Below are 25532 nucleotides of genomic sequence, written 5' to 3' on the forward strand. Positions count from 1 at the left end.
CTGGTTAGTGCTCAGCGCCTTGATGTCAGCCGAACCCAGCTGCTGGACCTGGCTCGAAATCAGGCTCGACAGCTGGCCCGTGCTCAGACCGGCCACCTGACCCGTCGTCAGCGAGGCGATTGCCAGCGTTGCGAGCTGGGCCGTGCTCAGTGCGTTCAGCGCCGTCGTGGTCAGCGACTGCACCTGCGTGCTGGTCAGCGAGGCGATGCCTGCCGTGCCAAGACCGCTCACGAGCTGGCTCGTGCTCAGTGCCTTGAGGTCAGCCGAGTTCAGCTGCCGCACCTGCGTCGAATTCAGTGCCGCGAGCTGGCCCGTGCTCAGACCCGAGACCTGGGCGCTCGTCAGCAGGTTCACCGACAGCGTCGCCAGCTGCGACGTCGTCAGCGCGTTGAGCGCCGTCGAGGTCAGCGACTGCACTTGCGACGACGTCAGCTGGCCAATGCCCGCCGAGCCCAGCGCCTGCACTTCTGCCGTGTTCAGCGCGCTCAGGTCCGCCGTGCCGAGCTGCGCAACCTGGGTGGACGTCAGCGCCGCGATGCCCGCCGAACCCAGACCGTTCACGACCTGGTTAGTGCTCAGCGCCTTGATGTCAGCCGAATTCAGCGCGTCAACCTGGGCGGAGGTGAGATTCGACAGTTGAGCCGTGCTCAAGCTGGCGACCTGGAACGTCTGCAGCGTGCCGATCGCATCGGTGCCAAGACCAACGATTGCACCTGCGTTGATTGCTGCGATCTGACTCGTCTTCAGCGCCTGGAGCGCCGAAGTGGAGAGACCCGCAAGTTGCTCGGATTGAAGCTGGTTGATCGCTGTGCTGCTTAGCGAAACGATCGCCGATGCACTGATCGCGTGGAGCTGGCCCGAACTGAGGCTGCTCATATCCGCTGTGGTCAGTGCTGCGACATCGGCCGAGGTAAACGTCGCAAATTGCTGTGTTGACAGCTGCCCGACCTGCGTCGGTGATAGCGACGAGATGATCGAAGTCATGTTTTATTTTCCTTCCGATTGCATCCAGTGAGGTTCGCGTGTGGCCTGACTGCTGCCGTTGCCGCCGACAATCACACCAAACCAAAAAGTGTCGGCCCTTTGTAAACATTGGCCACTGCCCGAGCTCTCAGCGCTAGAGTGCAGCCTCTGTGCATAACGGCACCTCCCAGGGCGAGTTAAGGGTTTAGAAGAAAAATTTGGTAAGAACTTCAGGCTATATGTAAGGAAGCCGATGAAATAGCACCGCCACCGTTTTTACGCACGAAAGGCGCAAACGTTTCAAAAGAGAAAATCGAAGCTTTCAGAAGGGAAACAACATGAATCGAAGCCGTTCGGCGGCGATTCCCGAACGCAGGCGCCAGGCGGTGCCAAGCCGATTCGTCAGGCTTTGATGGCGTGTTCGGCCCGGGAATTTCCGATATATTTGCAGCGGCCACCCGGATCCAGGCGCGGCAACGTCGGTTCCGGTCACTTTCACGCTGGAATCCTTACAAATTACCTATCGAGTAAGCGGCACGCGTTGCCACGCGATCTATCGCAGAAGGCGACGCGAAGCAAAAGCCTTACAGATTAATAACGCGATCTATCATGCGCACTGGAATTGTCACAATACAAAAGAACCGGGCACCCTGGATTCCGGAATGGATTGCGTTTCACCATCTGGCCGGTTTCAACCGATTTTATTTTTACGCCCACAACTGCACCGACGATACGGCGCAGGTATTGCAGACATTGGGCCAGATTTACGACATCAAGTCGTTCACGCTTACTACGGATCAGAATCACGTCCAGTTAAGCGCTTATCAACATGCCTATGAGAATTTCGGGCACGAGTGCGACTGGCTTGCGTTTATCGATGGCGACGAGTTTCTGTTTCCCGTCGCGGATGGCACGATTGGCGAGGCGCTCGACCGATTCAACTACGAGAAGATTTCCGCAGTCGGCGCGTATTGGTCGTGCTTTGGAAGTTCAGGCCACGTGGAAGAACCGGCGGGCCTGATTGTGAAGAACTACCAGCACCGGTTTGATTTCGACGCGCCGGCCAACAGGCACGTCAAGAGCATTGTGCGGGGAAGGCAAAATACGTCGGTCGGTCCGAACGCCCACATTTTCAACACGCCGTACGGAACCGTCGATGAAAACATGCGGCCCGTAACCACGGGGGCGGCTCCCTACGATCCCACCCACCAGTACTTCAGGATCAATCACTACGCCTGCCAAAGCCTTGAATTCTTCCGCAAATTCAAGCAGCGATCGGGCGCGGCGGATGCGGGCCAGGCATTCGTCAGGCCCGATAGCTGGTGGACCGAATACGATCGCAACGATTGCTTCGACGCGTCGCTGGAGTCGTGGTACCCACGACTGGAAGCCGAAGTTCAACGCATCGGCTTCACTGATTTTGCCGGACGATTTACGCCGCCTTCCGACGTTTGACCTTGGCTCGCGGGGCAGGTGGCGTTTGCTCGACCAGGGGTTCGGCGACCGCCTTGACTACGTACTGAAACGCGATCGCGTCCTGCTTCGCCTGTTCCGGATCGACGCAAGTCGCCTCTGCCATCTGTCCGATGGCGGCAAGTACCTGGGGATCGGGCTGATGGAAGATGCGGGCGCGCATATCGACGATCTGGAATCCGCTCGACTGGAACAGATCGATGAGCGTGAGCCTCGTGAACCAGCGGATATGCGTACGGTCCAGCAGTCCCGAGTCCTGATAGACGAACCGGCCCGAGTTCAAGCAGGTCTGCAGGCTCCAATTCTGTGCGTTCGGCACACAAGCGACCACCTCCACCGGACCTCTCGCGTTCTGCCGGATCTTCTTCAGAAGCTTCCACGGATCGTAAAGGTGTTCCAGCGCGTCGGCGAATACCCAGGACTGGGCGGATGAAAGGTCGCTGAATGCCTCGTCGTCCAGCTTCTCGACGTTGCCGCAGATCACGTCAGTGCAATAGCGCCTGGACGCCCGCGCGTATTCCTCGACGATTTCGATCCCTATGTACCGGCAATTGGAATTGATCTCACGATAAGCGCGTGCCAGCGCACCACTGCTCGATCCGACTTCCGCCACGCAGGCGGCGTCCTTGCGCATCATATGAAGGACATCGGCATTGTGAATGTCGTTGATCGGTGTTTGCTGAATGTCTTGAACGGGTTGCACCGCGAACCTCTCGTAGGGCGACTGGTTTGAATGGCGTTTTGATACTAGACCTGCGCCGCGCGCTGGGCAGCAAGACGATCGAGCAGACTGGCTCGCATCAGGAAGAAAGCCGTCAGAAATTCCGGATGCCCCGTTTCCGTCGCGGCGCGCTTGAGCGCGTCCATTGCGACGAGATCCAGTGCATTGCCCATCAGCGGGGAGTTGTATGAAAACGGCAGCTTCATCCCGTTGAAACTGCGTACTTTCCAACGCGGTTCGGTGCCGAGGATCAGCGAAGCAATTCGCTCGACAAGAAATACCTTTGCCGGCGCGGCCTTATGGTCGTATTTGACATCGCCGCTCAGCAGCCGGCCGAACTGGCTGCTCTCGTCCTCCGCGAGGTTGAACAGAAGCTCGCATTTTTGCAGCCAGCGGCGCCAGAACGCCGGCTTCGCGACGAGGTAATTGCAGAAAATCGTGCTGGCCGTGCTCATGACGATGCTATCGACCTCGATGCCGGGCACGACCAATTCGAGCGCCTGCTTGATGATTTCGTCGCTGCCAGCATGCAGAAACTTCATCTGCTCGAAAACGTTGAGAAAAAGCGCGGAGTGATCGAAAAACGGCGAGAAAGTCACGACGTCGACGTCATCGCGCGTTTCCGAAAGAAACTGCATCACCTGCGCGGAATCCAGCCCCGTCTTGCCGGCGAATTTGGGCGACAGGAAGCCGTAACGCGTGTTCTCGTCGAGCGATTCGCGCATCAGGAAGTTTCTGATCGGCCAGTATTCGTACCAGTCTGGCCGCTGCCCCGTGTTGTCGAGCGGGATGAAGCCGGAATCGAGACCCGCGTGAGTTTCCGGCGAATAAAAGATCTGATAGACGAGATTGTTCATTGCACGCGCGCTCGTCGCCGGGGGCGAGTCCTCGCGGACAGCGTCGTGCGCAGCGGCTTCCCCGCTCAGGGGTTTGGTATCAGACATGGGCAAGCTGGCGCTGTTCCGGGTGCAATTGGGCTGCGGGCAGTCTAAGCCATGCCCTTGCGCCGCAATTCTCCAAGCAGGCACGGAGTTCACAGGCAATTCTCCGTTTGACACTGCGCGAATACATAGGCGTACCCGCCTTGCCTGGCCGGTCAACTAGTGGCAGATCTAAAAAAAGGAAGCAGCGAAGCGCTGGAAAAGCGGAAGATTCATTGGCGCGCCCGGCTGGGATCGAACCAGCAACCCCTGCCTTCGGAGGGCAGTACTCTATCCATTGAGCTACGGGCGCGTTGACTTGCTGGCGCCACCGACTGACCGAAGAATACGGGAAAGGCAGCGCCGAAGAGAGACCGAGAGAATAACCGGTTTCGGTTAAACCGTCCACCGCACAGGCTATTAAGGGCCGCATCGACTAGCCACAACAGCGCGCGCCGCGACCGGTCCCCTCCGGGTAAACGCCCGCTGAACTCCCTCCGCGCCCACCCACCAGCCGGAAAACCTTCCGTCTATAATCGTCGGTGTTTGATCTGCCGCATGGCCATTGCCGTCCTGCTGTACCGCTCACCATAAAACCAACGGGAGTCGAGACAAGCATGAGCGAAGCACCCCACGGAGCCCCGATCAAAACGCCCGGCCAGCTGATCGCCGCTGTCATCGCCGGGTTTGCCGTCCCCATCGTCATCATCATTTTGCTCGTCTATTACGTCGACAACACGACGCGCACCGGCGCGGGCACCGACGAGCTCTCGACCCAGCAGGTCGCCGCGCGCATTGCGCCGGTCGCGCAGGTCAACGTGCGCGACGCCAACGCGCCGCACGTCTACAAGACCGGCGAACAGGTCTTCCAGGCTGTCTGCTCGGCGTGTCATGCCTCGGGCGCCGCCGGCGCGCCGAAGTTCGGCAACTCGGGCGACTGGGCGCCGCGCATCGCGCAGGGCTTCGACACGCTGTGGAAAACGGCGCTCTCCGGCAAGGGCGCGATGCCCCCGCGCGGCGGCACGAGCCCAGACGACTACAGCGACTACGAAATCGGCCTCGCCGTCGCCTATATGGCGAACCACGCCGGGGCAAACTTCCAGGATCCGCCCAAGCCCGCGCCAGGCGCGGCCAATGCCGCCAACGCGGCGTCGGGCGCGGCGGCCGCTGCACCGGCCTCGGGTGCATCGGGCGCCGATGCGAACGCCGCCCAGGCGCAAGCCGCCGCAGCTGCAATCGCGGCCATTCCGCAGGCTTCGTCCGCTCCGGCCGCAGGCGGCGCGCAAAGCGCCGACGCTTCGCAGGCGGGCAAGGCGCTGTATCAGCAGGTTTGCCAGGCGTGTCACGCCGCGGGCGTACTGGGCGCGCCGAAATTCGGCAACAAGGCCGACTGGGCGCCGCGCCTCAAAGACCCGATGGACACCGTCTACAACTACGCGCTGCACGGCAAGGGCCAGATGCCGCCCAAGGGTGGCTCGACCGCCTCCGACGCGGACGTGAAGGCCGCCGTCGATTACATGGTCAGCGCGGCGAAGTAAGCGCCCAGCGCGCCAAAGCGCGCAACGATCCCCGCCCGTAGCGATACGGCGCGGGGATTTTTATATCCGCCGATGCAAACGCGGTCGCGCGTCAGCGCACGGTACGCGCAAATTCGCGGGCAAAGGCGAACGCACCCGAAGCATCCCCGGCCAGCGCGTCGTAACGCGCAGCCAGTTCGGCGGGAGCGAGCCACGGATAGCTCAAGCCCTCTTGCAGGCGCTCGAGCCGCGCACCGTGCGGGTCGTCGATCACGTCCATGCGGGCAATGTGAATGTGGAATGCGCAAACACGCGGCGCGATGGCGTTCGCATCGAAAGTCCAGCGATAGGTGCCATGACCGATGCGCAGCGCGCCCGCCGCGTCCTCGCGCATCACGACGAGCCAGGGCAGCGCTTCGATCGTGCGCTCGCGCACTACGAGCGCGGCGGCCTCGCAGAGGTAGAACGTGCGGCAGCGCGAATAGCGCCCACCGAAATCGCTAACCAGCGTCTTCGCGATCGCTTCGGCGCCGACGCTACGCGCCGGAAACGCGATGTTCGGTGTGGCCAGCGAGAACGTCAGTTCCGCATCCTGCGCGAATGCTTCGTGAATCCGTGCAGGCTTCGTGTTGTCCTTCGCGTCGATATACGTTTCAAGCGCGTGACGGTAATGCGGCAGTAATGGATCTTCCATCGGCGGCAGCGAACAGAACAGGGGCGTTCACTCTACCGCCGCTCGCGTCCCCGTAAAGCAAACACCCGCTGCACGCCAGGGTCATCACCCCTTCTGCAACAACGCCTTCAGGCTCGCCAACCGGTCCTTCGGCGTCATCGGCGCTTCTTCGGCGGTCGGCGGCGGCGCGTCGTCGAGGCCCATTTCCGGAATGAAGCGCGACGCCTCGCACACCACCGTCTCGCGCGCCCGCTTGCGCTTCTTGCACCAGTTCAGATGCAGGCTGCGCTGCGCCCGCGTGATCGCCACGTACATGAGGCGCCGCTCTTCCTCGATGCGCCCTTCGTCGATCACATCGTCTTCCGAACCGCCGCGGTGCGGCATGATCCCCTCTTCCACGCCGACCAGGAACACGTGCGGATACTCCAGTCCCTTCGAAGCATGCACGGTCGAAAGCCGCACGGCGTCCGGGTCCTCTTCCTTGCCTTCGAGCATCGACATCAGCGCGACGGTTTGAATGAGTCCCATGAGATTCTTGCCGGTGTCGGCGAGACCGTCGGCATTGTCATATCCGGTGGCTTCACTGTCTTCGCCGATCTCCTGCTCGGGCTTCGTGCCCTTGCGCTTGAGCCACTCGAGGAATTCCAGCACGTTCTGCCACTTCGATTGCGCCTGGCGCTCGTCGAAGGCGTCGTAGAGATACGCCTCGTAGTGGATCGCGTCCATGAGGTCGTCGAGCACGACCGTCGCGGGGTCCTTCTGCGCGCGCTCGGCGAGGCGCTGCATGAAGTCGCAGAACACGCGCATCGGCTCGACCTGGCGCGCCGAAAGCCGCGCTTCGATACCGCCCATGTACACGGCCTCGAACAGCGACACCTTCGCCTGCCCCGCGAACGAGCCGAGCGCTTCGAGCGTGGTGTTGCCCACGCCGCGGCGCGGCGTGGTGATCGCGCGGATGAACGCGGGATCGTCGTCGTGATTGGCGATTAGGCGCAGGTAAGCGCAGATGTCCTTGATCTCGGCCTTGTCGAAGAATGACTGGCCGCCCGAGAGCACGTAGGGAATGCGCTCGCGGCGCAGCACCTGTTCGAAGATGCGCGCCTGGAAGTTGCCGCGATACAGAATCGCGTAGTCGCGAAACTGCGCACGGCGCTCGAACTTGTGCGCCGAAAGCCGGAACACGACCGACTCGGCCTCGTGCTCTTCGTCGTTGCAGGGCGTGACGGTGATGGTGTCGCCCATGCCGTGCTCGGACCACAACTTCTTCTCGAACAGCTTCGGATTGTTCGCGATGACGTTGTTCGCGGCCGTGAGAATGCGTACCGTCGAGCGGTAGTTCTGCTCGAGCTTGATGACGTGCAGCTTCGGAAAGTCCTTGCCGAGTTGCGCGAGGTTTTCGAGCGTGGCGCCGCGCCATCCGTAGATGGCCTGGTCGTCGTCGCCGACGGCCGTAAACGCCGCGCGCGGGCCCGCCAGCAGTTTCAGCAATTCGTACTGGCAGGCGTTGGTGTCCTGGTACTCGTCGACGAGGAGGTAGCGCAGCTTGTTCTGCCAGCGATCGCGCACCTGCTCGTTCTTCGCGAACAGCTCGGCAGGCAGGCGAATCAGGTCGTCGAAGTCCACCGCCTGATAGGCATGCAGCGTCGCCATGTAGTTGCGGTAGACGATGGCCGCCTGGTGCTCGTCCTCGTTCGAGGCCGTGGCCAGCGCCTGCTCGGGCATCACGAGTCCGTTCTTCCAGAGCGAGACGATCGACTGGATCTTGCGGATGAAGCCTTTGTCCGTCGAGCCCACCTGCTCCTGGATCATGGCGAAGCAGTCGTCGGCGTCCATGATCGAGAACTGGGGCTTCAAGCCCAGGTGTTCCGCCTCCTGGCGCAGGATCTGCACGCCGAGCGAGTGGAACGTGCAGACCGTCAACTGGTTGGTCGGCACCTTGCGGCCTTCCTTGCCGGGCGTGGTGAGCGTCTTGCCTTCGAGCAGCTTGCCCACGCGCTCGCGCATTTCGGCGGCGGCCTTGTTGGTGAAGGTGACGGCGGCGATATGGCGCGGCTCGAAGCCTTTCGCTTCGATGAGGTGCGCGATCTTCTGCGTGATGACACGCGTCTTGCCGCTGCCCGCGCCGGCGAGCACGAGACAGGGACCGTCGAGATAGCGCACCGCTTCGTTTTGGGCGGAATTGAGGCCTGCGGACATCGTTGCTGGATTGGAAAAACGGGTGGTACGGCTGGGAGGCGTGCAGGCGAGGCGTGTAGCCTTTCGTGACGCCGCACGGCGCGAGGCGTGCGAACGTCGCAGCGGCCTCTCACGCGGGAGGTGCGATGTTAACACGGCACAGCGATAGGCCGATGCCGCCCCCGATGTTCCTCCTGCCACGGCTCACCGTGCCTCGCCTCGTTCCGCACGTTATGCGTGCCGTGCCACAATAACGGGCTCCCGCCACCCGCACTCGCTGGAAAGAGGAGCGCTAAATGACTGCACCGCAACCGCTGCAAATCGGCCTGATGGGCTACGGCTTCGCCGGCCAGACTTTCCACGCCCCCGTGATCGCGCATAGCGGCGCCGCGCAGCTCGCCGCCATCGCCACGAGCCAGGCCGAACGCGCCCAGGCAGACTATCCCGGCACCGCGATCGTGCCCGACCTCGACGCGCTGCTCTCGATCGACGCCATCGAATGCGTCGTGATCGCCACGCCCAACGATACGCACTACGACCTCGCGCGCCGTACGCTCGAGCGCGGCAAACACGTGCTGGTCGACAAGCCGGTCACGCTCACGGCCGAGGAAGCGCGCACGCTCGCGGCCATCGCGAAGCAGCGCGGCCTCGTCTTCGCGCCGTTCCACAACCGCCGCTGGGACGGCGACTTTCTCACCGTGCGCGAGCTGATCGAGCGCGGCGAACTCGGGCGCATCACGCACTACGAATCGCATTTGGACCGCTTCCGCCCGCAAGTCAAGCAGCGCTGGCGCGAAGACGCCACGCGCGGTGGCGGCCTGCTCTACGATCTCGGCCCGCATCTGATCGACCAGACGCTCGCGCTCTTCGGCGCCCCGGAGTCGATCACCGCATTCGTGCACACGCGCCGCGAAAACGCGAGCGCGCCGGATTACGCGCACCTCGTGCTGCGCTACCCGCACCACGACGCCGTGCTGCACGCCAGCGCGCTCGCCGCGTACGCGCCGCGCTTCGCGATTCACGGCACGCGCGGCAGCTACCTGAAGAACGGGCTCGACACCCAGGAAGATCAGCTCAAGGACGGCCTGCGCCCGGGCCAGCCCGGTTTCGGCGCGGGCAACGAATCGGGCCGCCTGCACGTGCTGCGCGACGACGGCCAGGAAGCCGATCTCGACGTGCCCAACGCCGCGGGCAATTACGCCGATCTGTACCGCGCGCTTGCTGCGGCGATCCGCGAAGGCAAGCCGTTTCCGGTGAGTCCGCAGGACGCTATCGACGTCATGACGCTGATCGAACTCGCCATGCAAAGCGCGAAGGACGGCCGCTCGGTGGCGTTCGTGCGCCAGTCCTGATCGCGACGGCTCTCGCTTTCGGCAGCGGCGTCGACCTTGCATTTCGCCGACGCCGCTGAAAGGTCCATACAAATGGTTACATCTGGTTGCCGCGACGGGGTCATCACGCGGCAATAGCCAGACGTTTGTGGACATGCAGGACAAAAAAGCAGCAACGACAAGACAAAGGAGAGTCTGAATGACCCGCTACACCCACGCTCTACGCCTTATCGCCGCCGGCGCGCTCGTCTCGACCCTCGCGGCGTGCGTGGTCAACCAGCCGGCGCCGCGTCCCGCTCCGCCGCCCCCGCCCGGTCCGAATCCGCACGAAGTCGCCGTCGAACGCCTGCATCAGGTCGACAGCCGCATCGACAATCTGGGCCACCGCATCGACATGCGCGTGAGCCAGGGCTACTACCCGCCGCCCCAGGGCGGCGCGCTCCATCACCGCCTCGACACGATCCGCGGCGAAGCGCACGACATGGCCGCGCAGCACGGCGGCGGCATCTCGCCCGACGAGCAGCGTGTGCTGAACCAGGAACTCGACACGGCCGCTCGCGCCATCGGCGAGTAAGCGCTACGCGTATCGAACCCCGGCACGGACTGCGCGCTCGCAGTTCGTGCCGCACCATCTGGCCGACCCGAACCGCCCCCGTTTTTCCCCGCCGCGATGCATGGTGCGCCGCCGATCCGCGCAAGCCAATACCAGCAAGCCTCACACCCCTTCGCTCGGGCCGCGCAGAGAATTTTTCCGCATTGACATAGCCCCGAGGCGTCGCGCACAATCGCTGCGCGCGCCGGGAGAGCGCGCCGTTTGCCTTAGCTCGCTTTCGCTAGTGCAACCGGCGCCGCCGAAGGGGCAACCCACAAACTCTCAGGCAAAAGGACCGTGCGCGCCGGACCGCTGATTCGTTGCATTTGCGCTTTTTGCGCGAGATGACACGAAGCAGCACACAGTCCGCAACTCTGGAGAGCGGCAGTAGAACGGGCGGCGGCGGATCGTAACCCCCACGCGTTCAGGCTGCCCACCGAAGGGGCGCGCGCCAGCGGCAACGGCGCAATCTCTCAGGTACCGAGGACAGAGGGGCCATGCAAGAACCGACCACGGGCATCGTGCCTGCGGCGCTTCCTGCATGGCCCTTTTCGTTTTCGCGCGAATATTCGCGACCGCCTGAGGCCCCATGACCGAACTCAAACGCACCCCGCTGAACGACACGCACCGCGCGCTGAACGCCCGCATGGTCGACTTCGGCGGCTGGGACATGCCCGTCAACTACGGCTCGCAGATCGACGAGCATCGCGCCGTGCGCACCGACGCCGGCATGTTCGACGTCTCGCACATGTGCGTCGTCGACTTTTCGGGCCCGAAGGCGCGCGAGTTCTTCTCCCGCGCGCTCGCCAACAACGTCGCCAAGCTCACCACGCCGGGCAAGGCGCTCTATTCGTGCATGCTGAACCCCGAAGGCGGCGTGATCGACGACCTGATCGTCTACTTCTTCGCCGACGACCAGTTCCGCACCGTCGTCAACGCCGGAACGGCCGAAAAAGACATCGCCTGGTTCGAGAAACTCAACGCCGACGGCGGCTTCGGCCTCACCATCACGCCGCGCCGCGATCTCGCGATCGTCGCCGTGCAGGGCCCGAATGCGCGCGAAAAGGTCTGGCAAGTCGCGCCCTCGTCGCGCAGCGCCACCGAAGTTCTCAAACCCTTCAACGCCGCGAAGGTCGAAGCCACGCCGTTCGGCGAACTGATGATCGCGCGCACGGGCTACACCGGCGAAGACGGCTTCGAAATCGTGGTGCCCGCCGCCGCCGTCTGCGAGCTTTGGGACGCCCTGCAGCGCCAGGGCGTGAAGCCCTGCGGCCTCGGCGCGCGTGACACGCTGCGCCTCGAAGCGGGCATGAACCTCTACGGCCAGGACATGGACGACGGCGTCTCGCCGCTCGACGCCGGCCTCGCCTGGACCGTCGACATGAAGGAGCCGCGCGACTTCGTCGGCCGCCCGGCGCTGGAGGCGAACGGTTCGCGTTCGGCCTTCGTCGGCCTGATCCTGCAGAAGGAAAACGGCAAGGCCGGCGGCGTGCTGCGCGCGCACCAGAAAGTACTCACGCCGCACGGCGATGGCGAGATCACGAGCGGCACGTTCTCGCCGAGCATGCAGGAATCCATCGCCTTCGCGCGCGTGCCGCAGGGCGTGCAGCCGGGCGATGTCGTGCAGGTGCAGATCCGTGACAAAGCCCTACCCGCAAGCGTGGTAAAACTGCCGTTCGTGCGCAACGGCAAGGTGCTCGCCGCCTGATCCGCGAGGATCCTGCCAGCGCGCACGCCCTCCCCTTTTCGAGCAACAAAAACCGAACCACGCACTGGAGCAACCATGAGCATCCCGGCCGAACTGAAATACACCGAATCGCACGAGTGGATCCGCACCGAAGCCGACGGCACGCTGACCATCGGCATCACCGACCACGCGCAGGAAGCGCTCGGCGACATTGTCTTCCTCGAACTGCCCGAAGCGGGCCGCGCGGTCACCGCCGGCGACGCCGTAGCCGTAATCGAGTCGGTCAAGGCCGCCTCGGACATCTACGCGCCGGTCGCAGGCGAAATCATCGAAGCGAACACCTCGCTCGTCGACACGCCCGACCAGGTGAACGGCGCGCCGTATGAGTCGTGGCTCTTCAAGATCAAGCCCGCCGCCGACGCCAAGCTCGACTCGCTGATCGACGCCGCCGCCTACGAAAAGGCGATCGGCGCGTAAATCGCAACCTTGCCTTAACCGCCATGGCGCGGCGGCGCGCTCAGAACGCCGCCCGCGCCCGCAGGAATCCCTATGAAGCTCGAACACCCGGATCGTCTGATGAACTCCCCGCTCTCGCTTGCTGCACTTGAAGCGCACGACGCCTTCGCCGCCCGCCACATCGGCCCCGACACGGCCGACCAGCAGGCGATGCTCGACGCGCTCGGCTTCGCCTCGCGCGCCGCGCTGATCGATGCGGTGATTCCGGCGAAGATCCGCCGCAACGAGACGCTGCCGCTCGGGCCGTTCTCGCAGCCGCGCTCGGAAGCCGAGGCGCTCGCCGCCCTGCGCGCGCTCGCGGACAAGAACCAGGTGTTCCGCTCGTATATCGGGCAGGGCTACTACGACACGCACACGCCGGCCGTCATCCTGCGCAACGTGCTCGAAAACCCGGCGTGGTACACCGCGTACACGCCGTACCAGCCGGAAATTTCGCAGGGCCGCCTCGAAGCCCTCTTGAACTTCCAGCAGATGATCACCGACTTGACCGGCCTCGCGATCTCGAACGCGTCGCTGCTCGACGAAGCCACCGCCGCCGCCGAAGCCATGACGCTCGTGCAGCGCGTGGGCAAGTCGAAGTCGAACGTCTTCTTCGTCGCCGACGACGTACTGGCTCAGACCATCGAAGTCGTGAAGACGCGCGCGAAGCCGATCGGCATCGAGGTGAAGGTCGGTCCGGCCGCTGAAGCGGCCGAAGTTGCCAAAACCACAGGCGCCTTTGGCGTTCTGCTGCAATATCCGGGCGTCAACGGCGACGTGCGCGACTACCGCGCGCTCGCGCAAGCCGTGCACGCAGCCGGCGGCGCGGTGATCGCCGCTGCCGACCTGCTCGCGCTCACCGTGCTCACGCCGCCGGGCGAATGGGGCGCGGACGTGGCCGTGGGCAACTCGCAGCGCTTCGGCGTGCCGATGGGCTTCGGCGGCCCGCACGCCGCCTACCTCGCGGTGAAGGACGAATTCAAGCGCCAGATGCCGGGCCGTCTCGTCGGCGTGACCATCGACGCTCAAGGCAACCCGGCGCTGCGCCTCGCGCTGCAAACACGCGAACAGCACATCCGCCGCGAAAAAGCGACGTCGAACGTCTGCACGGCACAGGCGCTGCTCGCGATCATGGCGAGCATGTACGCCGTCTACCACGGCCCGCAAGGCTTGAAGCGTATCGCGCAACGCGTGAACCGCGTCGCCGCGATCCTCGCCGCGGGCGCGAAGCAACTGGGCTACACGCTCGTGAACGAAGCGTTCTTCGACACGCTCACGTTCGAAGCCGGACCGCGCACCCAGGCGCTCCACGACGCGGCCCTCGCGCGCGGCATGAACCTGCGCCACGTGAGCGAGACGCGTGTGGGCGTGTCCGTCGACGAAACCATCTCGCGCGCCGATCTGGCCGACCTGCTCGCCGTGTTCGCGCAAGCGGCGTTCGCTGGCGAAGCGCCTTCGGTCGACAAGATCGACGCCGAACTCACGCAAGCCGCCGCGTTGACGTTCCCGGCCGCGCTGGTGCGCGAGAGTGCATACCTCACGCATCCGGTGTTCAACCGTCACCATTCGGAAACGGAAATGCTGCGCTACCTTCGCAGCCTCTCCGACAAGGACCTCGCGCTCGACCGCTCGATGATCCCGCTCGGCTCGTGCACGATGAAGCTCAACGCGACCTCGGAAATGCTGCCGGTCACGTGGCCCGAGTTCGGCCGCATCCACCCGTTCGCACCTGCCGAGCAGACGGTTGGCTATCGCGAGATGGTCGATCAACTCGAACAGATGCTCGTGGCCGCAACGGGCTACGCCGCCGTCTCGCTGCAGCCGAACGCCGGCTCGCAGGGCGAGTACGCGGGCCTCCTCATCATCCAGGCGTACCACGCCTCGCGCGGCGAAGCGCATCGCAACGTCTGCCTGATTCCCGCTTCGGCGCACGGCACGAACCCCGCATCGGCGCAGATGGCCGGCATGCAGGTGGTCGTGGTCGCTTGCGACGCGCAAGGCAACATCGATCTCGGCGACCTCAAGGCCAAGGCCGAACAGCATGCTGCGAAGCTCGCGGCAATCATGATCACGTATCCGTCCACGCACGGCGTGTTCGAAGAGAACGTGCGCGAAGTCTGCGAGATCGTGCACGCGGCGGGCGGCCAGGTGTACGTGGACGGCGCGAACATGAACGCCATGGTCGGTCTGGCGGCGCCGGGCCAGTTCGGCGGCGACGTCTCGCACCTGAACCTGCACAAGACCTTCTGCATTCCGCACGGCGGCGGCGGCCCGGGCGTCGGTCCGGTGGCGGTGGGCGCGCACCTCGCGCAATTCCTGCCGAACCAGCTTTCGTCGGGCTACAAGCGCTCGACCGATAAGGGTCACGGCATCGGCGCGGTGAGCGCAGCGCCTTACGGCTCGGCCTCGATCCTGCCGATCTCGTGGATGTATATCGCCATGATGGGCGCGGCCAATCTGACCGCTGCGACCGAAAACGCGATCCTCAACGCCAACTACGTGGCGAACAAGCTCGCGCCGCACTTCCCGGTGCTCTACAGCGGCCCGGGCGGGCTCGTCGCGCACGAGTGCATTCTCGACCTGCGCCCCCTCAAGGATGCAAGCGGCATCACCGTGGACGACGTGGCCAAGCGCCTGATGGACTACGGCTTCCACGCCCCGACCATGAGCTTCCCGGTGCCGGGCACGCTGATGGTCGAGCCGACCGAGTCGGAGTCCAAGGAGGAACTCGACCGCTTCATCGACGCGATGGTTGCCATCCGCGAGGAAATCCGCGCTGTGGAAGACGGCCGCGCGGACAAGGAAGACAACCCGCTGCGTCACGCGCCGCACACGGCCGCCGTGGTAGTCGCCGACGACTGGAAGCACGCCTACTCGCGCGAGCAGGCCGCCTACCCGGTCGCATCGCTCGTCGCGCGCAAGTACTGGCCGCCGGTCGGCCGCGCCGACAACGCTTACGGCGACCGCAACCTGTTCTGCTCGTGCGTGCCGCTCAGCGAATATGCGGGCGAACATGCAGACGAAACCGCCGGCGAATAAGCCCTTGTGAAGCCGCCGCGTGACCTTCGGCTCACGCGGCGGCGGTCATCCCTCTCACATTTGCCGCCGCAAACCGCTAACATCACACACCTGTCAGCCTTGAATCAGGGAGTCGCGCATGGCGCGGAAGGTGCGAATGGTTCCATTGCGGGACTCGGTGCGGGACTTACCGCATACCGCAACGCGGAATTCGGTCCGGCCGTGCCGGCACGCGCGCGGTGCGCTGCAACGCCGCCCGCAGCGCCTTGCCGCGGCGCTCGCGCTGGCCTGCGCCACCTTCACCGGCACCTTCGCCGGCGCGGCCCACGCAGCCATGAACTTCTGCGCGGCCCCCGCGCTGCAATCGAGCGAGCGCACCAACTCCGATCCGGGCGTGAAGGCGCTCGTGGCCGAGGTGCTGACGCACGTGAACGACACGCCGCGTCCGCTGCCGCGCCTGCACACCGAGGGCACGCTGCCGCACGAGGGCATCTACGACCAGAGCGTCGAGGCCGCGAAGGAACTCGACCTCATGCGCAACGCCGCGCTCGCGTGGCGCGCGACGAGCGACGAGCGCTTCCTGAAGCTCGTCGACCGCTTTCTGCTCGCGTGGGTCACCACGTACAAGCCGAGCTTCAATCCCATCGACGAAACGCGTTTCGAGGGGCTGATACTCGCCTACGACATGACCGCGAGCGCGCTGCCCGTGAAAACGCGCAACGCGACCATGCAGTTCCTGAACAGCTTCGCGACCGGCTATATCGCGCAGATCGACGCGCAGCCGCGCCCGCTCAAGGGAAATTTCGCGAACAACTGGCAGAGCCATCGGGTCAAACTGATAGCGATGATCGCGTTCACGCTCGACAACCGCAAGATGATCGCAACGGCGCAGCGGCTCTTCGTGGAGCATCTCGGCGACAACGTCGCGCCCGACGGCTCGACACTCGACTTCTCCGAGCGCGACGCACTGCACTACGTGACCTACGATTTGCAGCCGCTCGTGACCGCCGCACTCGCCGCGCGCCGCCACAACCGCAACTGGCTGACCGAACGCGCGGCCAACGGCACGACGCTCGCCAATGCGCTCGACTGGCTCACGCCCTATGCGCTCGGCCAGAAAACGCACGAGGAATTCGTGCATTCGAACGTACCGTTCGACGCAAAGCGGCGCGAAGCGGGCCTGCCGGGCTACACCGGCCAGTGGGACCCGAAAAACGCCGCCGAACTATTTCACCTCGCGGCGCGACTCGACGGCCGCTTTGCGCCAGTCGCGCTGAAACTCGCGCCCACGCCACCCGCGTGGCTCGCCGTCTGTCTGCCGTTGCCCGCGCGGTAAAACGCGCGCGGGTTGCGGCGGCGGCACGGAAATAACGATGCCGCGGAACGCGCCGCATCCCTACAAACCAACGTCAGACAAGCAGGAGCAGTACCCATGGCAGTGAGCGTTTTCGATCTCTTCAAAGTCGGCATCGGGCCCTCAAGCTCACACACAGTCGGGCCGATGCGCGCGGCGCTGATGTTCGCCGAAGGACTCGATCGCGATGGTCTGCTCGCCAGCACCGCCGCCGTGAAGGTCGAGCTGTACGGCTCGCTCGGCGCCACCGGCAAGGGCCACGGCACCGACCGCGGCGTCATGCTGGGCCTCATGGGCGACGCGCCCGACACCGTCGATCCCGACACCATCAGCGAGCGCCTCGAAGCCGTGCGCACCGCGCGCCAACTCGCGCTGCTCGGCCGCCATCCCATCGCATTCGTTCCGAAGGAGCACGTGGCGTTCTATCGTCAGGCGCTGCCCGAACACCCGAACGGCATGAAGCTGCGCGCGCTCGACGCGAACGGCGATACGCTGCGCGAAAGCACGTATCTGTCGGTAGGCGGCGGCTTCGTCGTCACGGCCGGCGCGCCGAACACGAAGGTGCTCGCGGCGGCCCAGCAATTGCCGAATCCGTTCACGACGGGCGCGGAGATGCTCGCGCTGTGCGCCTCGACAGGCAAGAGCATCGCGCAGTTGATGCTCGAAAACGAGCGCGTCTGGCACGGCGACGAGCAGATCCGCTCAGGTCTCCTACACATCTGGAACGTGATGCAGTCGTGCGTATCGCGCGGTTGCGGCATCAACAATCCCGACGCCGACGGCACGCTGCCCGGCCCCTTCGCCGTGAAGCGCCGTGCGCCGCAGCTTCATCGCGCGCTGACCAGCAACCCCGAGCGCGCGCTGCAAGATCCGCTCTCGATGATCGACTGGATCAACCTGTACGCCATCGCCGTGAACGAGGAAAACGCCGCGGGCGGGCGCGTCGTGACTGCGCCGACCAACGGCGCAGCGGGCATCATCCCCGCCGTGCTGCACTACTACGTGCGCTTCACGCCGGGCGCGAACGAACAGGGCGTGATCGACTTCCTGCTCACCGCGGCCGCCATCGGCATTCTCTACAAGCTCAACGCGTCGATTTCGGGCGCCGAAGTGGGCTGCCAGGGCGAAGTGGGCGTGGCCTGTTCGATGGCCGCCGGCGCGCTCGCCGCGGTGCTGGGCGGCACGCCGCTGCAGGTGGAAAACGCCGCCGAAATCGGCATGGAGCACAACCTCGGCCTCACCTGCGACCCCGTGGGCGGCATGGTGCAGATTCCCTGCATCGAACGCAACGCCATGGCCTCGGTGAAAGCCGTGAACGCCGCGCGCATGGCGCTGCGCGGCGACGGCGCGCATTACGTCTCGCTCGACTCGGTGATCAAGACGATGCGCGAGACTGGCGCCGACATGAAGACGAAGTACAAGGAGACCTCACGCGGCGGCCTCGCGGTGAACATCGTCGAGTGCTGATTCGTTGAAGCGCTGTCGCCTTGCCTGAAGCATCCGAACGTAATCACGTAACGATTGAAGGAGACTTGACCGTCATGCAGCAGCCGAACGCATCCGCCACCACCGAAGCCACTACCACCGGGGCTCGCCTCGTCGTCGATGCGCTCGTCGCCAATGGCGTCGAGCGCGTGTTCTGCGTACCGGGCGAGAGCTATCTTGCGGTGCTCGATTCGTTGTCCGACGAAACCGCAAAGATCGAAACCGTGGTGTGCCGTCACGAGGCAGCGGCGGCGAACATGGCGGAAGCGATCGGCAAGCTCACGGGCAGGCCCGGCATCGCGCTCGTCACGCGCGGGCCGGGCGCCACGCACGCCTCGATTGGCGTGCACACGGCGTTTCAGGACTCCACGCCGATGATCCTCCTGATCGGCCAGGTCGCCCGCGAGCAGATGGACCGCGAGGCGTTCCAGGAAATCGACTATCGACGCATGTTCGGCCAGATGGCGAAGTGGGTCGCGCAGATCGACGACGCGCGCCGCGTGCCCGAATACCTGAGCCACGCGTTCCATGTCGCGATGTCGGGACGGCCGGGCCCGGTCGTGCTCGCGCTGCCCGAAGACATGCTGAGCGGCGCGATTCCCGCGTCCGAAGCGCAGCCCATCGCACCGAGCGCGCAGCGCGTGCAGGCGTCGCCTTCCGCCGCGCAGATGGAACGCGTGCGCGAACTGCTCGCGGGCGCGAAAAAGCCGTTCGTGATCGCGGGCGGCCATGGCTGGAACCCGCAGGCTTGTGCGGACTTCCAGCGCTTCGTCGAGAACTGGCAATTGCCCGTCGGCCTCGCGTTCCGCTTTCAGGACACGCTCAACAACGATCACCCGAACTACGCGGGCGACGTGGGCCTCGGCATCAATCCGGCACTCGCGAAGCGCATCCGCGAAGCCGACGTGCTGCTCGCACTCGGTCCGCGTCTGGGCGAATCGACGACGGGCGGCTACACGCTCTTCGACATTCCCAAAACGAAGCAAACGCTCATTCACGTGCATCAGGGCGCGGAGGAACTCGGCCGCGTCTACGCAGCCGATCTGCCGATCGTCTCTGGCCTCGCGGAAATCGCCGCGCTGCTCGCGGAACTGCCCGCTCCCGCTCAACCCGCGTGGGGCGGCAGCGCCGCGCAAGCGCACGAGGCGTGGCACGCATGGCGCAAGCCGCTGCCGATGCCCGGCGACGTGCAGCTCGGCGAAGTCATGCAGCAACTGCGCGCACGCCTGCCCGACGACGCGATCGTCACGAACGGCGCGGGCAATTACGCAACGTGGCTGCATCGCCATTTCGCGTATCGCCACTTCCGTTCGCAGCTCGCGCCCACGAGCGGCGCGATGGGCTACGGCGTGCCCGCCGCAATCGCCGCGAAGTCGCAATACCCCTCGCGCACCGTGGTCGCGCTCGCGGGCGACGGCTGCTTCATGATGGCTTCGTCGGAACTCGCCACGGCGATGCAGTACGGCCTGAATGTCGTGTTCATCGTCGTGAACAACGCGCACTACGGCACGATCCGCATGCATCAGGAACGCCACTATCCGAACCGCGTGCACGGCACGCAGCTCACGAACCCCGACTTCGCAGCGTTTGCGCAGTCGTTCGGCGCGCACGGCGAAGTCGTCACGACCACGGCGCAATTCGCCCCCGCGCTCGAGCGTGCCCTCACGGCAGGCAAGCCCGCGCTGATCGAAATCCGTGTGACGAAGGAAGCGAGCACGCCTGCGGCCACGCTCGAACAGATTCGCGAAGCAGGCAGGAAAATGCGCGGAGAATGACTGAAAAGGAATCCTGAATAAGCTCACCTGTCGCGCTGGACGAGCAGCAGCGAGCGCACAAACAAAAGCCCCGCAGATCTTTCGATCCTGCGGGGCTTTTGACTTCAGCTAAAGCTCAGGCGCTTACTTGCCGCCCACGCTTTGCAGCGTCGTCCACTTGCCGTCGACAACCTTGTACAGCGTGATGCCGCCGTTCTTCAGGTCGCCGCGCGTGTCGTACGCGAGGTCCGACGTCGTGACTGCCGGCATGCTGGTCTTCGCGAGGAACGGCAGGTACTTCGCCGGATCCGTCGAGTTGGCCTTCTTCATCGCGTCGAACATCGCCATGGCGCCGTCGTAGGCGTACGGCGAGTACGTCTGCACGTCTTCGCCGAAGCGCTTCTTGTACTTCGTGACGTAGTCCTTGCCACCCGGCATCTGGTCGAGCGGCAGGCCGGCGAGCGATGCCACCGTGCCGTTCGCTGCGTCGCCCGCGATTTGCAGGAAGGTCGGCGTGTGAACCATTTCGCCGCCCATCAGCGGGGCCTTGATGCCCAGCGACTTCATCTGCTTGACCATCGGTGCCGCTTGCGAGTCCGCGCCGCCGAAGTAGACGAGGTCGGGGTTCATCGCCTTCGCCTTCGTCAGGACCGACTTGAAGTCGACGGCCTTGTCGTTGGTGTATTCACGGTCGATGATGTTGCCGCCCGCAGCCTTCGCAGCCTTCGAGAACTCGTCGGCGAGACCCTGGCCGTACGCCGTGCGGTCGTCGATCACGACGATCTTCTTCAAGCCGAGGTTCTTCACTGCGAACGTGCCTGCGACCGAACCCTGCTGCGTGTCCGAGGTCATCATGCGGAACGTCGTCTTGAAGCCTTGCTGCGTGTACTCAGGCGCCGTCGCCATGGCGATCTGCGGGATGCCTGCGTTCGCGTAGATACGCGAAGCCGGGATCGTCGTGCCCGAGTTGAAGTGACCGAGCATGCCCTTGATGCCGTCGTCGACGAGCTTCTGCGCGACCGTCGTGCCCGTGCGCGGGTCGGCCTGATCGTCGGCCGAGTCGAGCACGAAGTGAACCGGCTTGCCGCCGATCACGGGCTTCGTCGCGTTGATGTCTTCGACTGCGAGCGTGATGCCGTTCTGGAAGTCCTTGCCGTAGTGCGCCTGCGCGCCCGTCATCGGACCGGCGAAACCGATCTTCACGTCTTCGGCTTGTTGTGCCTGCGCAGTCCCCGCCAGCGACAGGGCGGCAACAAGCGTTGCGCCTGCCAGCTGCTTCATCGTGTGTTGCATTGCTTCTCCTTGGTACCAGGTATCGAACGAGCGGCTTCGGATTCAATGCGCCTTGCCGCTTCCTTGTCTTGAGACGACCGACAGTATGGCTGGTGCTTAACCGATCGTCATCAAATTTGCATTACCGCCTGCTGCTGCCGTATTCACGCTGACCGAACGTTCCGCGAGCAGCCGTTCGAGAGCGTAATCTTCATCGCCGTTGGCGAGCGCGTGCGCCGCCACGCCCTGCACCGAGACGATCGGGCCAGGACGTTTGGCCACTTCCTTCACGAGTGCGAGCAGCTCGTCGCTGTCGCCTTCGAAGAGGACTGCATCGAAGTCGGCATCCGCCGTCTTCTTGATCGCTACGTGCGCCTTCAGTGCCGCCGGCAATGCGCTCACGAGCGCTTCGCCCGCTGCGCCCTGGAACAGCGCGCGGTTGCCCGTTGCGAGCGCAACGGCGAGTTGCGCGCGGGCGCCCGTGGCCGTCGACGGCACGCACAGCACCGTGCCGCGCGCCGAAAGCGTGTAGGTGTTGCGCTCGCCCGTCGGGCCCGGCAGAACCGCCGTGGCGCCCGCGAGCACGTATTCGAGGTAGCCGTCGCAGCGTGCCGCGAGCGCGGGCTCGCGCTCGGCGATGAGCCAGTCGCGCAGCGTCGTGAGCGCGGCCTGTGCCGATTGCGGCGCGCCGTTGCCTTCAGCAACTTGCGGCGCATCGACGACGAGCACATCGGCGAGCGACTTCGGCAGACCAGCCGGACGCTTCGCGAGCAGACGCGAAAGATACAGCGCGCCACCCGCCTTCGGGCCTGTGCCCGAGAGACCTTCGCCGCCGAACGGCTGCACGCCCACCACCGCACCGATCACGTTGCGGTTCACGTAGATGTTGCCCACGTGCGCGCGGCCGATCACGTGTGCGATCGTTTCGTCGATACGCGTGTGAATGCCGAGCGTGAGGCCGTAGCCCGTTGCGCGGATCTGCTCGAGCAGCTTGTCGAGCTGGCTGCGGCGATAGCGCACCACGTGCAGCACCGGGCCGAACACTTCGCGCTTGAGTTCGTCGAGGCTGTCGAGCTCGATGAGCGTGGGCGGCACGAACGTGCCTTGCGCGCAGGTGTCGGGCGTCGGCATCTGCTGGACCTTGCGGCCCTTTTCGCGCATGCCTGCCACGTGCGTATCGATACCGCGCTTCGCGTCGATGTCGATCACGGGGCCGACGTCGGTCGAGAGGCGGTCGGGATTGCCCACCGCGAGTTCCTTCATCGCCCCCGAGAGCATTTCGAGCGTGCGGTCCGCCACGTCGTCCTGCAGGCACAGCACGCGCAGCGCGGAACAACGCTGGCCAGCCGAGTCGAACGCGCTTTGCAGCACGTCGGCCACGACCTGCTCCGCGAGTGCCGACGAATCGACGATCATCGCGTTCTGGCCGCCGGTTTCGGCGATCAGCGGAATCGGGCGGCCTTCGGAGTCGAGGCGCTCGGACAGCGTCTTGTTGATGAGGCGCGCGACTTCGGTCGAGCCCGTGAACATCACGGCACGCGTGCGGTGATCGGCGACGAGCGCCGCGCCCACCGTTTCGCCGTTGCCCGGCAGCAGTTGCACCGCGCCCGCCGGCACGCCGGCTTCGCGCAGGATGCGCACGGCTTGCGCGGCGATCAGCGGCGTTTGTTCAGCGGGCTTCGCGAGCACCGTGTTGCCGGCTGCGAGCGCCGCGGCCACCTGGCCCATGAAGATCGCGAGCGGGAAGTTCCACGGGCTGATACACACGACCGGGCCGAGCGGGCGATGCGTGTCGTTCGAGAACTCTTCGCGGATCTGCGTGGAGTAGTAGCGCAGGAAGTCGATGGCTTCGCGGATTTCGGCCACGGCGTTCGGCAGCGACTTGCCCGCTTCACGCACGATCAGGCCCATCAGCGTATGCATTTGCGCTTCGAGCAGATCGGCGGCGCGTGCGAGGCAATCGGCGCGCGCTTCGACGGGCGTGGCCTGCCAGATCGGCGCGGCGGCCACGGCGTGCGAGAGCGCGGCGCTCACGTGCTCGCTCGTCGCTTCCGCTACGGTGCCGACGAGATCGCGATGATCGGCGGGGTTGCGCACGTCGCGTGCGGCGCTGTCTGCGATATCGCTGTCCCCGAGCATCGGCGCGGCGCGCCACGGATGATGCGCGCTCGCCAGCAGCGCCGACGAGAGCGACGCGAGACGATGCTCGTTCGACAGATCGAGCCCCATCGAATTGAAGCGCTCGTTGCCATACAGCTCGCGCGGCAGCGGAATCTTCGCGTGCGGTGCGCCGAGCGGCACGACCTTCGCGGCGTCGTCGATGGGGTTCGTGACTAGTTCGGCGACCGGCACGGAGGCATCGGCGATGCGGTTCACGAACGACGTGTTCGCGCCGTTTTCGAGCAGACGCCGCACGAGATACGCGAGCAGCGTTTCATGCGTGCCGACCGGCGCGTAGACGCGGCACGGACGGTTGAGCTTGCCCTGCGAGAGCGGGCCCGTGACTTCTTCGTACAGCGGCTCGCCCATGCCGTGCAGGCACTGGAATTCGTACTGGCCGGGATAGTAGTTCTGGCCCGCGAGGTGATAGATCGCCGAGAGGGTGTACGCGTTGTGTGTGGCGAACTGCGGATACACGGCATCCGGCGCGCCGAGCAGCTTCTTCGCGCAGGCGAGGTACGATACATCCGTGTAGATCTTGCGCGTGTACACGGGGTAGCCTTCGAGGCCATCCACCTGGGCGCGCTTGATTTCCGTATCCCAGTACGCGCCCTTCACGAGGCGCACCATGATGCGGTGACGGCTGCGACGCGCGAGATCGACGATGTAGTCGATCACGAACGGGCAGCGCTTCTGGTAAGCCTGCACCACGAAGCCAATGCCGTTCCAGCCCGCGAGTTCCGGATCGAAACACAGCGCTTCGAGCAGGTCGAGCGAGATTTCGAGGCGATCGGCTTCTTCGGCGTCGATATTGAGGCCGATGTCATAGCGGCGAGCGAGCACGGCGAGTGCGCGCACGCGCGGCAGCAGTTCGCCCATCGTGCGTTCCTGCTGCGCGCGCGAGTAGCGCGGGTGCAGCGCGGAGAGCTTGATCGAGATGCCAGGGCCTTCGTAGATGCCGCGGCCGCCGGCGGCCTTGCCGATGGCGTGGATCGCCTGCTCGTACGATGCGTAGTAGCGCTGGGCATCGGCTTCCGTCGTCGCGGCTTCGCCGAGCATGTCGTACGAGTAGCGGAAACCGCGCGCTTCGAACTTGCGGCTGTTGGCGAGCGCCTCGGAGATGTTCTCGCCCGTGACGAACTGCTCGCCCATCAGGCGCATGGCCATGTCCACGCCCTTGCGGATCAGCGGCTCGCCGCCCTTGCCGATCATGCGCGTGAGCGCCGACGAGAGACCGGTTTCGCTGTTCGTCGTGACGAGCTTGCCGGTGATCATGAGGCCCCAGGTCGCGGCGTTCACGAACAGCGACGGCGCGTGGCCCACGTGCGACTTCCAGTCGCCCTTGCTGATCTTGTCGCGGATGAGCGCGTCGCGCGTGGCGCGGTCGGGAATGCGCAGCAGCGCTTCGGCGAGGCACATCAGCGCCACGCCTTCCTGGCTCGACAGCGAAAACTCGTGGATCAGGCCTTCCACGCCGCCGCCGGTGCCCTTCGCGCGCAGCGTTTCGACGAGCTTCGTGGCGAGCTTCGTCACGTCGCCCGTGAGGTTGGCGGGCAGGCGCGCTTCGCCGATAAGGAACGGCACGCACTCCGGCTCGGGGCGGCGGTACGCGGCCGTAATGGCCGCGCGCAGCACCGACTGCGGTTGGACGTTCTGCGCGAATTCGAGAAACGGATGCGACGCCGCGTCGTCGTCGTCAGCGGTAGCACCTTCGGCGAGATCGGTCGCACCGACATGACCGTTGAGTTCGGGAGGCAGCTGGCCGTGCTCGATTTTCTCGAGGTAGGCAAAGATGGCTTGCTTGATGAGCCAGTGCGGCGTGCGCTCGAGCCGCGTGGCGGCGTCCTTGAGGCGGGAGCGGAGGAGATCGTCGACTTTGACGCCAAGTGTGGTGCTAGCCATGTTTCCTTCGTAGGCCGGCAGACCCCCACCGGCGGTGACC

Annotated in this window: 16 protein-coding genes, 1 tRNA gene, 1 pseudogene and 2 riboswitches; of the genes and pseudogenes, 10 read left to right on the forward strand and 8 right to left on the reverse strand. The window is 65.1% G+C overall.

All coding sequences use genetic code 11. The features are described 5' to 3' along the window. Positions 1-984: pseudogene (locus M3I53_RS28330) on the reverse strand (heme utilization protein); the annotation flags it as partial. Positions 985-1572: 588 nt separating this feature from the next. On the opposite strand from M3I53_RS28330, the gene M3I53_RS28335 reads away from it, so the two are divergent. Then, positions 1573-2418, forward strand: a complete 846-nt coding sequence (locus M3I53_RS28335; protein ID WP_254319168.1) for a glycosyltransferase family 2 protein — start codon at positions 1573-1575, stop codon at positions 2416-2418. Here M3I53_RS28335 and M3I53_RS28340 read toward each other — a convergent pair. From M3I53_RS28340 to M3I53_RS28350, 3 genes are all read right to left on the reverse strand, one after another. Further along, a complete protein-coding gene (locus tag M3I53_RS28340) occupies positions 2396-3139 on the reverse strand; it encodes a methyltransferase domain-containing protein (protein WP_254319169.1) in 744 nt (247 codons plus the stop codon). The two genes, M3I53_RS28335 and M3I53_RS28340, sit on opposite strands and share 23 nt — an antisense overlap. Before the next feature lie 44 nt (positions 3140-3183). After that, positions 3184-4257, reverse strand: a complete 1074-nt coding sequence (locus M3I53_RS28345) for a hypothetical protein (protein WP_254319170.1) — start codon at positions 4255-4257, stop codon at positions 3184-3186. 57 nt (positions 4258-4314) lie between these two features. Beyond that, a tRNA-Arg gene (locus M3I53_RS28350) sits at positions 4315-4390 on the reverse strand. 304 nt (positions 4391-4694) lie between these two features. On the opposite strand from M3I53_RS28350, the gene M3I53_RS28355 reads away from it, so the two are divergent. Continuing rightward, positions 4695-5615, forward strand: a complete 921-nt coding sequence (locus tag M3I53_RS28355; RefSeq protein WP_254319171.1) for a cytochrome c5 family protein — start codon at positions 4695-4697, stop codon at positions 5613-5615. Between the two features lie 91 nt (positions 5616-5706). Here M3I53_RS28355 and M3I53_RS28360 read toward each other — a convergent pair whose 3' ends face one another. Continuing rightward, the gene (locus tag M3I53_RS28360) at positions 5707-6288 is read right to left on the reverse strand and encodes a hypothetical protein (protein ID WP_254319172.1); all 582 of its coding nucleotides are present in this window, start codon (positions 6286-6288) and stop codon (positions 5707-5709) included. Positions 6289-6372: 84 nt separating this feature from the next. Beyond that, the gene (locus M3I53_RS28365) at positions 6373-8463 is read right to left on the reverse strand and encodes a UvrD-helicase domain-containing protein (protein ID WP_254319173.1); all 2091 of its coding nucleotides are present in this window, start codon (positions 8461-8463) and stop codon (positions 6373-6375) included. Positions 8464-8738: 275 nt separating this feature from the next. On the opposite strand from M3I53_RS28365, the gene M3I53_RS28370 reads away from it, so the two are divergent. From M3I53_RS28370 to M3I53_RS28405, 8 genes are all read left to right on the forward strand, one after another. After that, positions 8739-9794, forward strand: coding sequence for an oxidoreductase (locus M3I53_RS28370; protein WP_254319174.1), 1056 nt, complete (start codon positions 8739-8741; stop codon positions 9792-9794). Between the two features lie 178 nt (positions 9795-9972). Beyond that, complete coding sequence (locus M3I53_RS28375; RefSeq protein WP_254319175.1) at positions 9973-10347, forward strand: hypothetical protein; 375 nt, start codon at positions 9973-9975, stop codon at positions 10345-10347. A gap of 214 nt (positions 10348-10561) precedes the next feature. Further along, a riboswitch (glycine riboswitch) is annotated at positions 10562-10672 on the forward strand. A gap of 57 nt (positions 10673-10729) precedes the next feature. Further along, positions 10730-10865: riboswitch (glycine riboswitch) on the forward strand. A gap of 89 nt (positions 10866-10954) precedes the next feature. Further along, entirely contained in the window at positions 10955-12073 is a 1119-nt protein-coding gene (gcvT, locus tag M3I53_RS28380; protein WP_254319176.1) for a glycine cleavage system aminomethyltransferase GcvT, read from the forward strand. A 75-nt stretch (positions 12074-12148) separates the two neighbouring features. Continuing rightward, positions 12149-12529, forward strand: a complete 381-nt coding sequence (gene gcvH / locus M3I53_RS28385) for a glycine cleavage system protein GcvH (protein ID WP_069264425.1) — start codon at positions 12149-12151, stop codon at positions 12527-12529. A 72-nt stretch (positions 12530-12601) separates the two neighbouring features. Next, positions 12602-15586, forward strand: coding sequence for an aminomethyl-transferring glycine dehydrogenase (gene gcvP, locus M3I53_RS28390; RefSeq protein WP_254319177.1), 2985 nt, complete (start codon positions 12602-12604; stop codon positions 15584-15586). Positions 15587-15704: 118 nt separating this feature from the next. Then, entirely contained in the window at positions 15705-16901 is a 1197-nt protein-coding gene (locus tag M3I53_RS28395; protein ID WP_375542599.1) for an alginate lyase family protein, read from the forward strand. Between the two features lie 96 nt (positions 16902-16997). Further along, on the forward strand, positions 16998-18386 hold the full coding sequence (locus M3I53_RS28400) for an L-serine ammonia-lyase (RefSeq protein ID WP_254319178.1): 1389 nt from the start codon (positions 16998-17000) through the stop codon (positions 18384-18386). 74 nt (positions 18387-18460) lie between these two features. Continuing rightward, positions 18461-20179 carry a thiamine pyrophosphate-binding protein gene (locus tag M3I53_RS28405; RefSeq protein WP_254319179.1) on the forward strand — a complete coding sequence of 573 codons (1719 nt, stop codon included), beginning with the start codon at positions 18461-18463 and terminating at the stop codon, positions 20177-20179. Between the two features lie 123 nt (positions 20180-20302). On the opposite strand, the gene M3I53_RS28410 is transcribed toward M3I53_RS28405, so the two are convergent. Then, complete coding sequence (locus M3I53_RS28410) at positions 20303-21451, reverse strand: branched-chain amino acid ABC transporter substrate-binding protein (RefSeq protein WP_254319180.1); 1149 nt, start codon at positions 21449-21451, stop codon at positions 20303-20305. A 96-nt stretch (positions 21452-21547) separates the two neighbouring features. Then, positions 21548-25492: a trifunctional transcriptional regulator/proline dehydrogenase/L-glutamate gamma-semialdehyde dehydrogenase gene (gene putA / locus M3I53_RS28415; protein ID WP_254319181.1), complete on the reverse strand. Its 3945-nt coding sequence runs from the start codon at positions 25490-25492 to the stop codon at positions 21548-21550. Between the last annotated feature and the right edge of the window lie 40 nt (positions 25493-25532).

The organism is Paraburkholderia sp. CNPSo 3272 (genome assembly GCF_024206495.1).
In the GTDB taxonomy this organism is placed as follows: domain Bacteria; phylum Pseudomonadota; class Gammaproteobacteria; order Burkholderiales; family Burkholderiaceae; genus Paraburkholderia.

Coding starts and splice junctions, on each gene's coding strand:
- M3I53_RS28335 (WP_254319168.1), top strand. CDS start 1,573: ATGCGCACTGGAATTGTCACAATACAAAAGAACCGGGCACCCTGGATT.
- M3I53_RS28355 (WP_254319171.1), top strand. CDS start 4,695: ATGAGCGAAGCACCCCACGGAGCCCCGATCAAAACGCCCGGCCAGCTG.
- M3I53_RS28360 (WP_254319172.1), bottom strand. CDS start 6,288: ATGGAAGATCCATTACTGCCGCATTACCGTCACGCGCTTGAAACGTAT.
- M3I53_RS28365 (WP_254319173.1), bottom strand. CDS start 8,463: ATGTCCGCAGGCCTCAATTCCGCCCAAAACGAAGCGGTGCGCTATCTC.
- M3I53_RS28370 (WP_254319174.1), top strand. CDS start 8,739: ATGACTGCACCGCAACCGCTGCAAATCGGCCTGATGGGCTACGGCTTC.
- M3I53_RS28375 (WP_254319175.1), top strand. CDS start 9,973: ATGACCCGCTACACCCACGCTCTACGCCTTATCGCCGCCGGCGCGCTC.
- gcvT (WP_254319176.1), top strand. CDS start 10,955: ATGACCGAACTCAAACGCACCCCGCTGAACGACACGCACCGCGCGCTG.
- gcvH (WP_069264425.1), top strand. CDS start 12,149: ATGAGCATCCCGGCCGAACTGAAATACACCGAATCGCACGAGTGGATC.
- gcvP (WP_254319177.1), top strand. CDS start 12,602: ATGAAGCTCGAACACCCGGATCGTCTGATGAACTCCCCGCTCTCGCTT.
- M3I53_RS28395 (WP_375542599.1), top strand. CDS start 15,705: ATGGCGCGGAAGGTGCGAATGGTTCCATTGCGGGACTCGGTGCGGGAC.
- M3I53_RS28400 (WP_254319178.1), top strand. CDS start 16,998: ATGGCAGTGAGCGTTTTCGATCTCTTCAAAGTCGGCATCGGGCCCTCA.
- M3I53_RS28405 (WP_254319179.1), top strand. CDS start 18,461: ATGCAGCAGCCGAACGCATCCGCCACCACCGAAGCCACTACCACCGGG.
- M3I53_RS28410 (WP_254319180.1), bottom strand. CDS start 21,451: ATGCAACACACGATGAAGCAGCTGGCAGGCGCAACGCTTGTTGCCGCC.
- putA (WP_254319181.1), bottom strand. CDS start 25,492: ATGGCTAGCACCACACTTGGCGTCAAAGTCGACGATCTCCTCCGCTCC.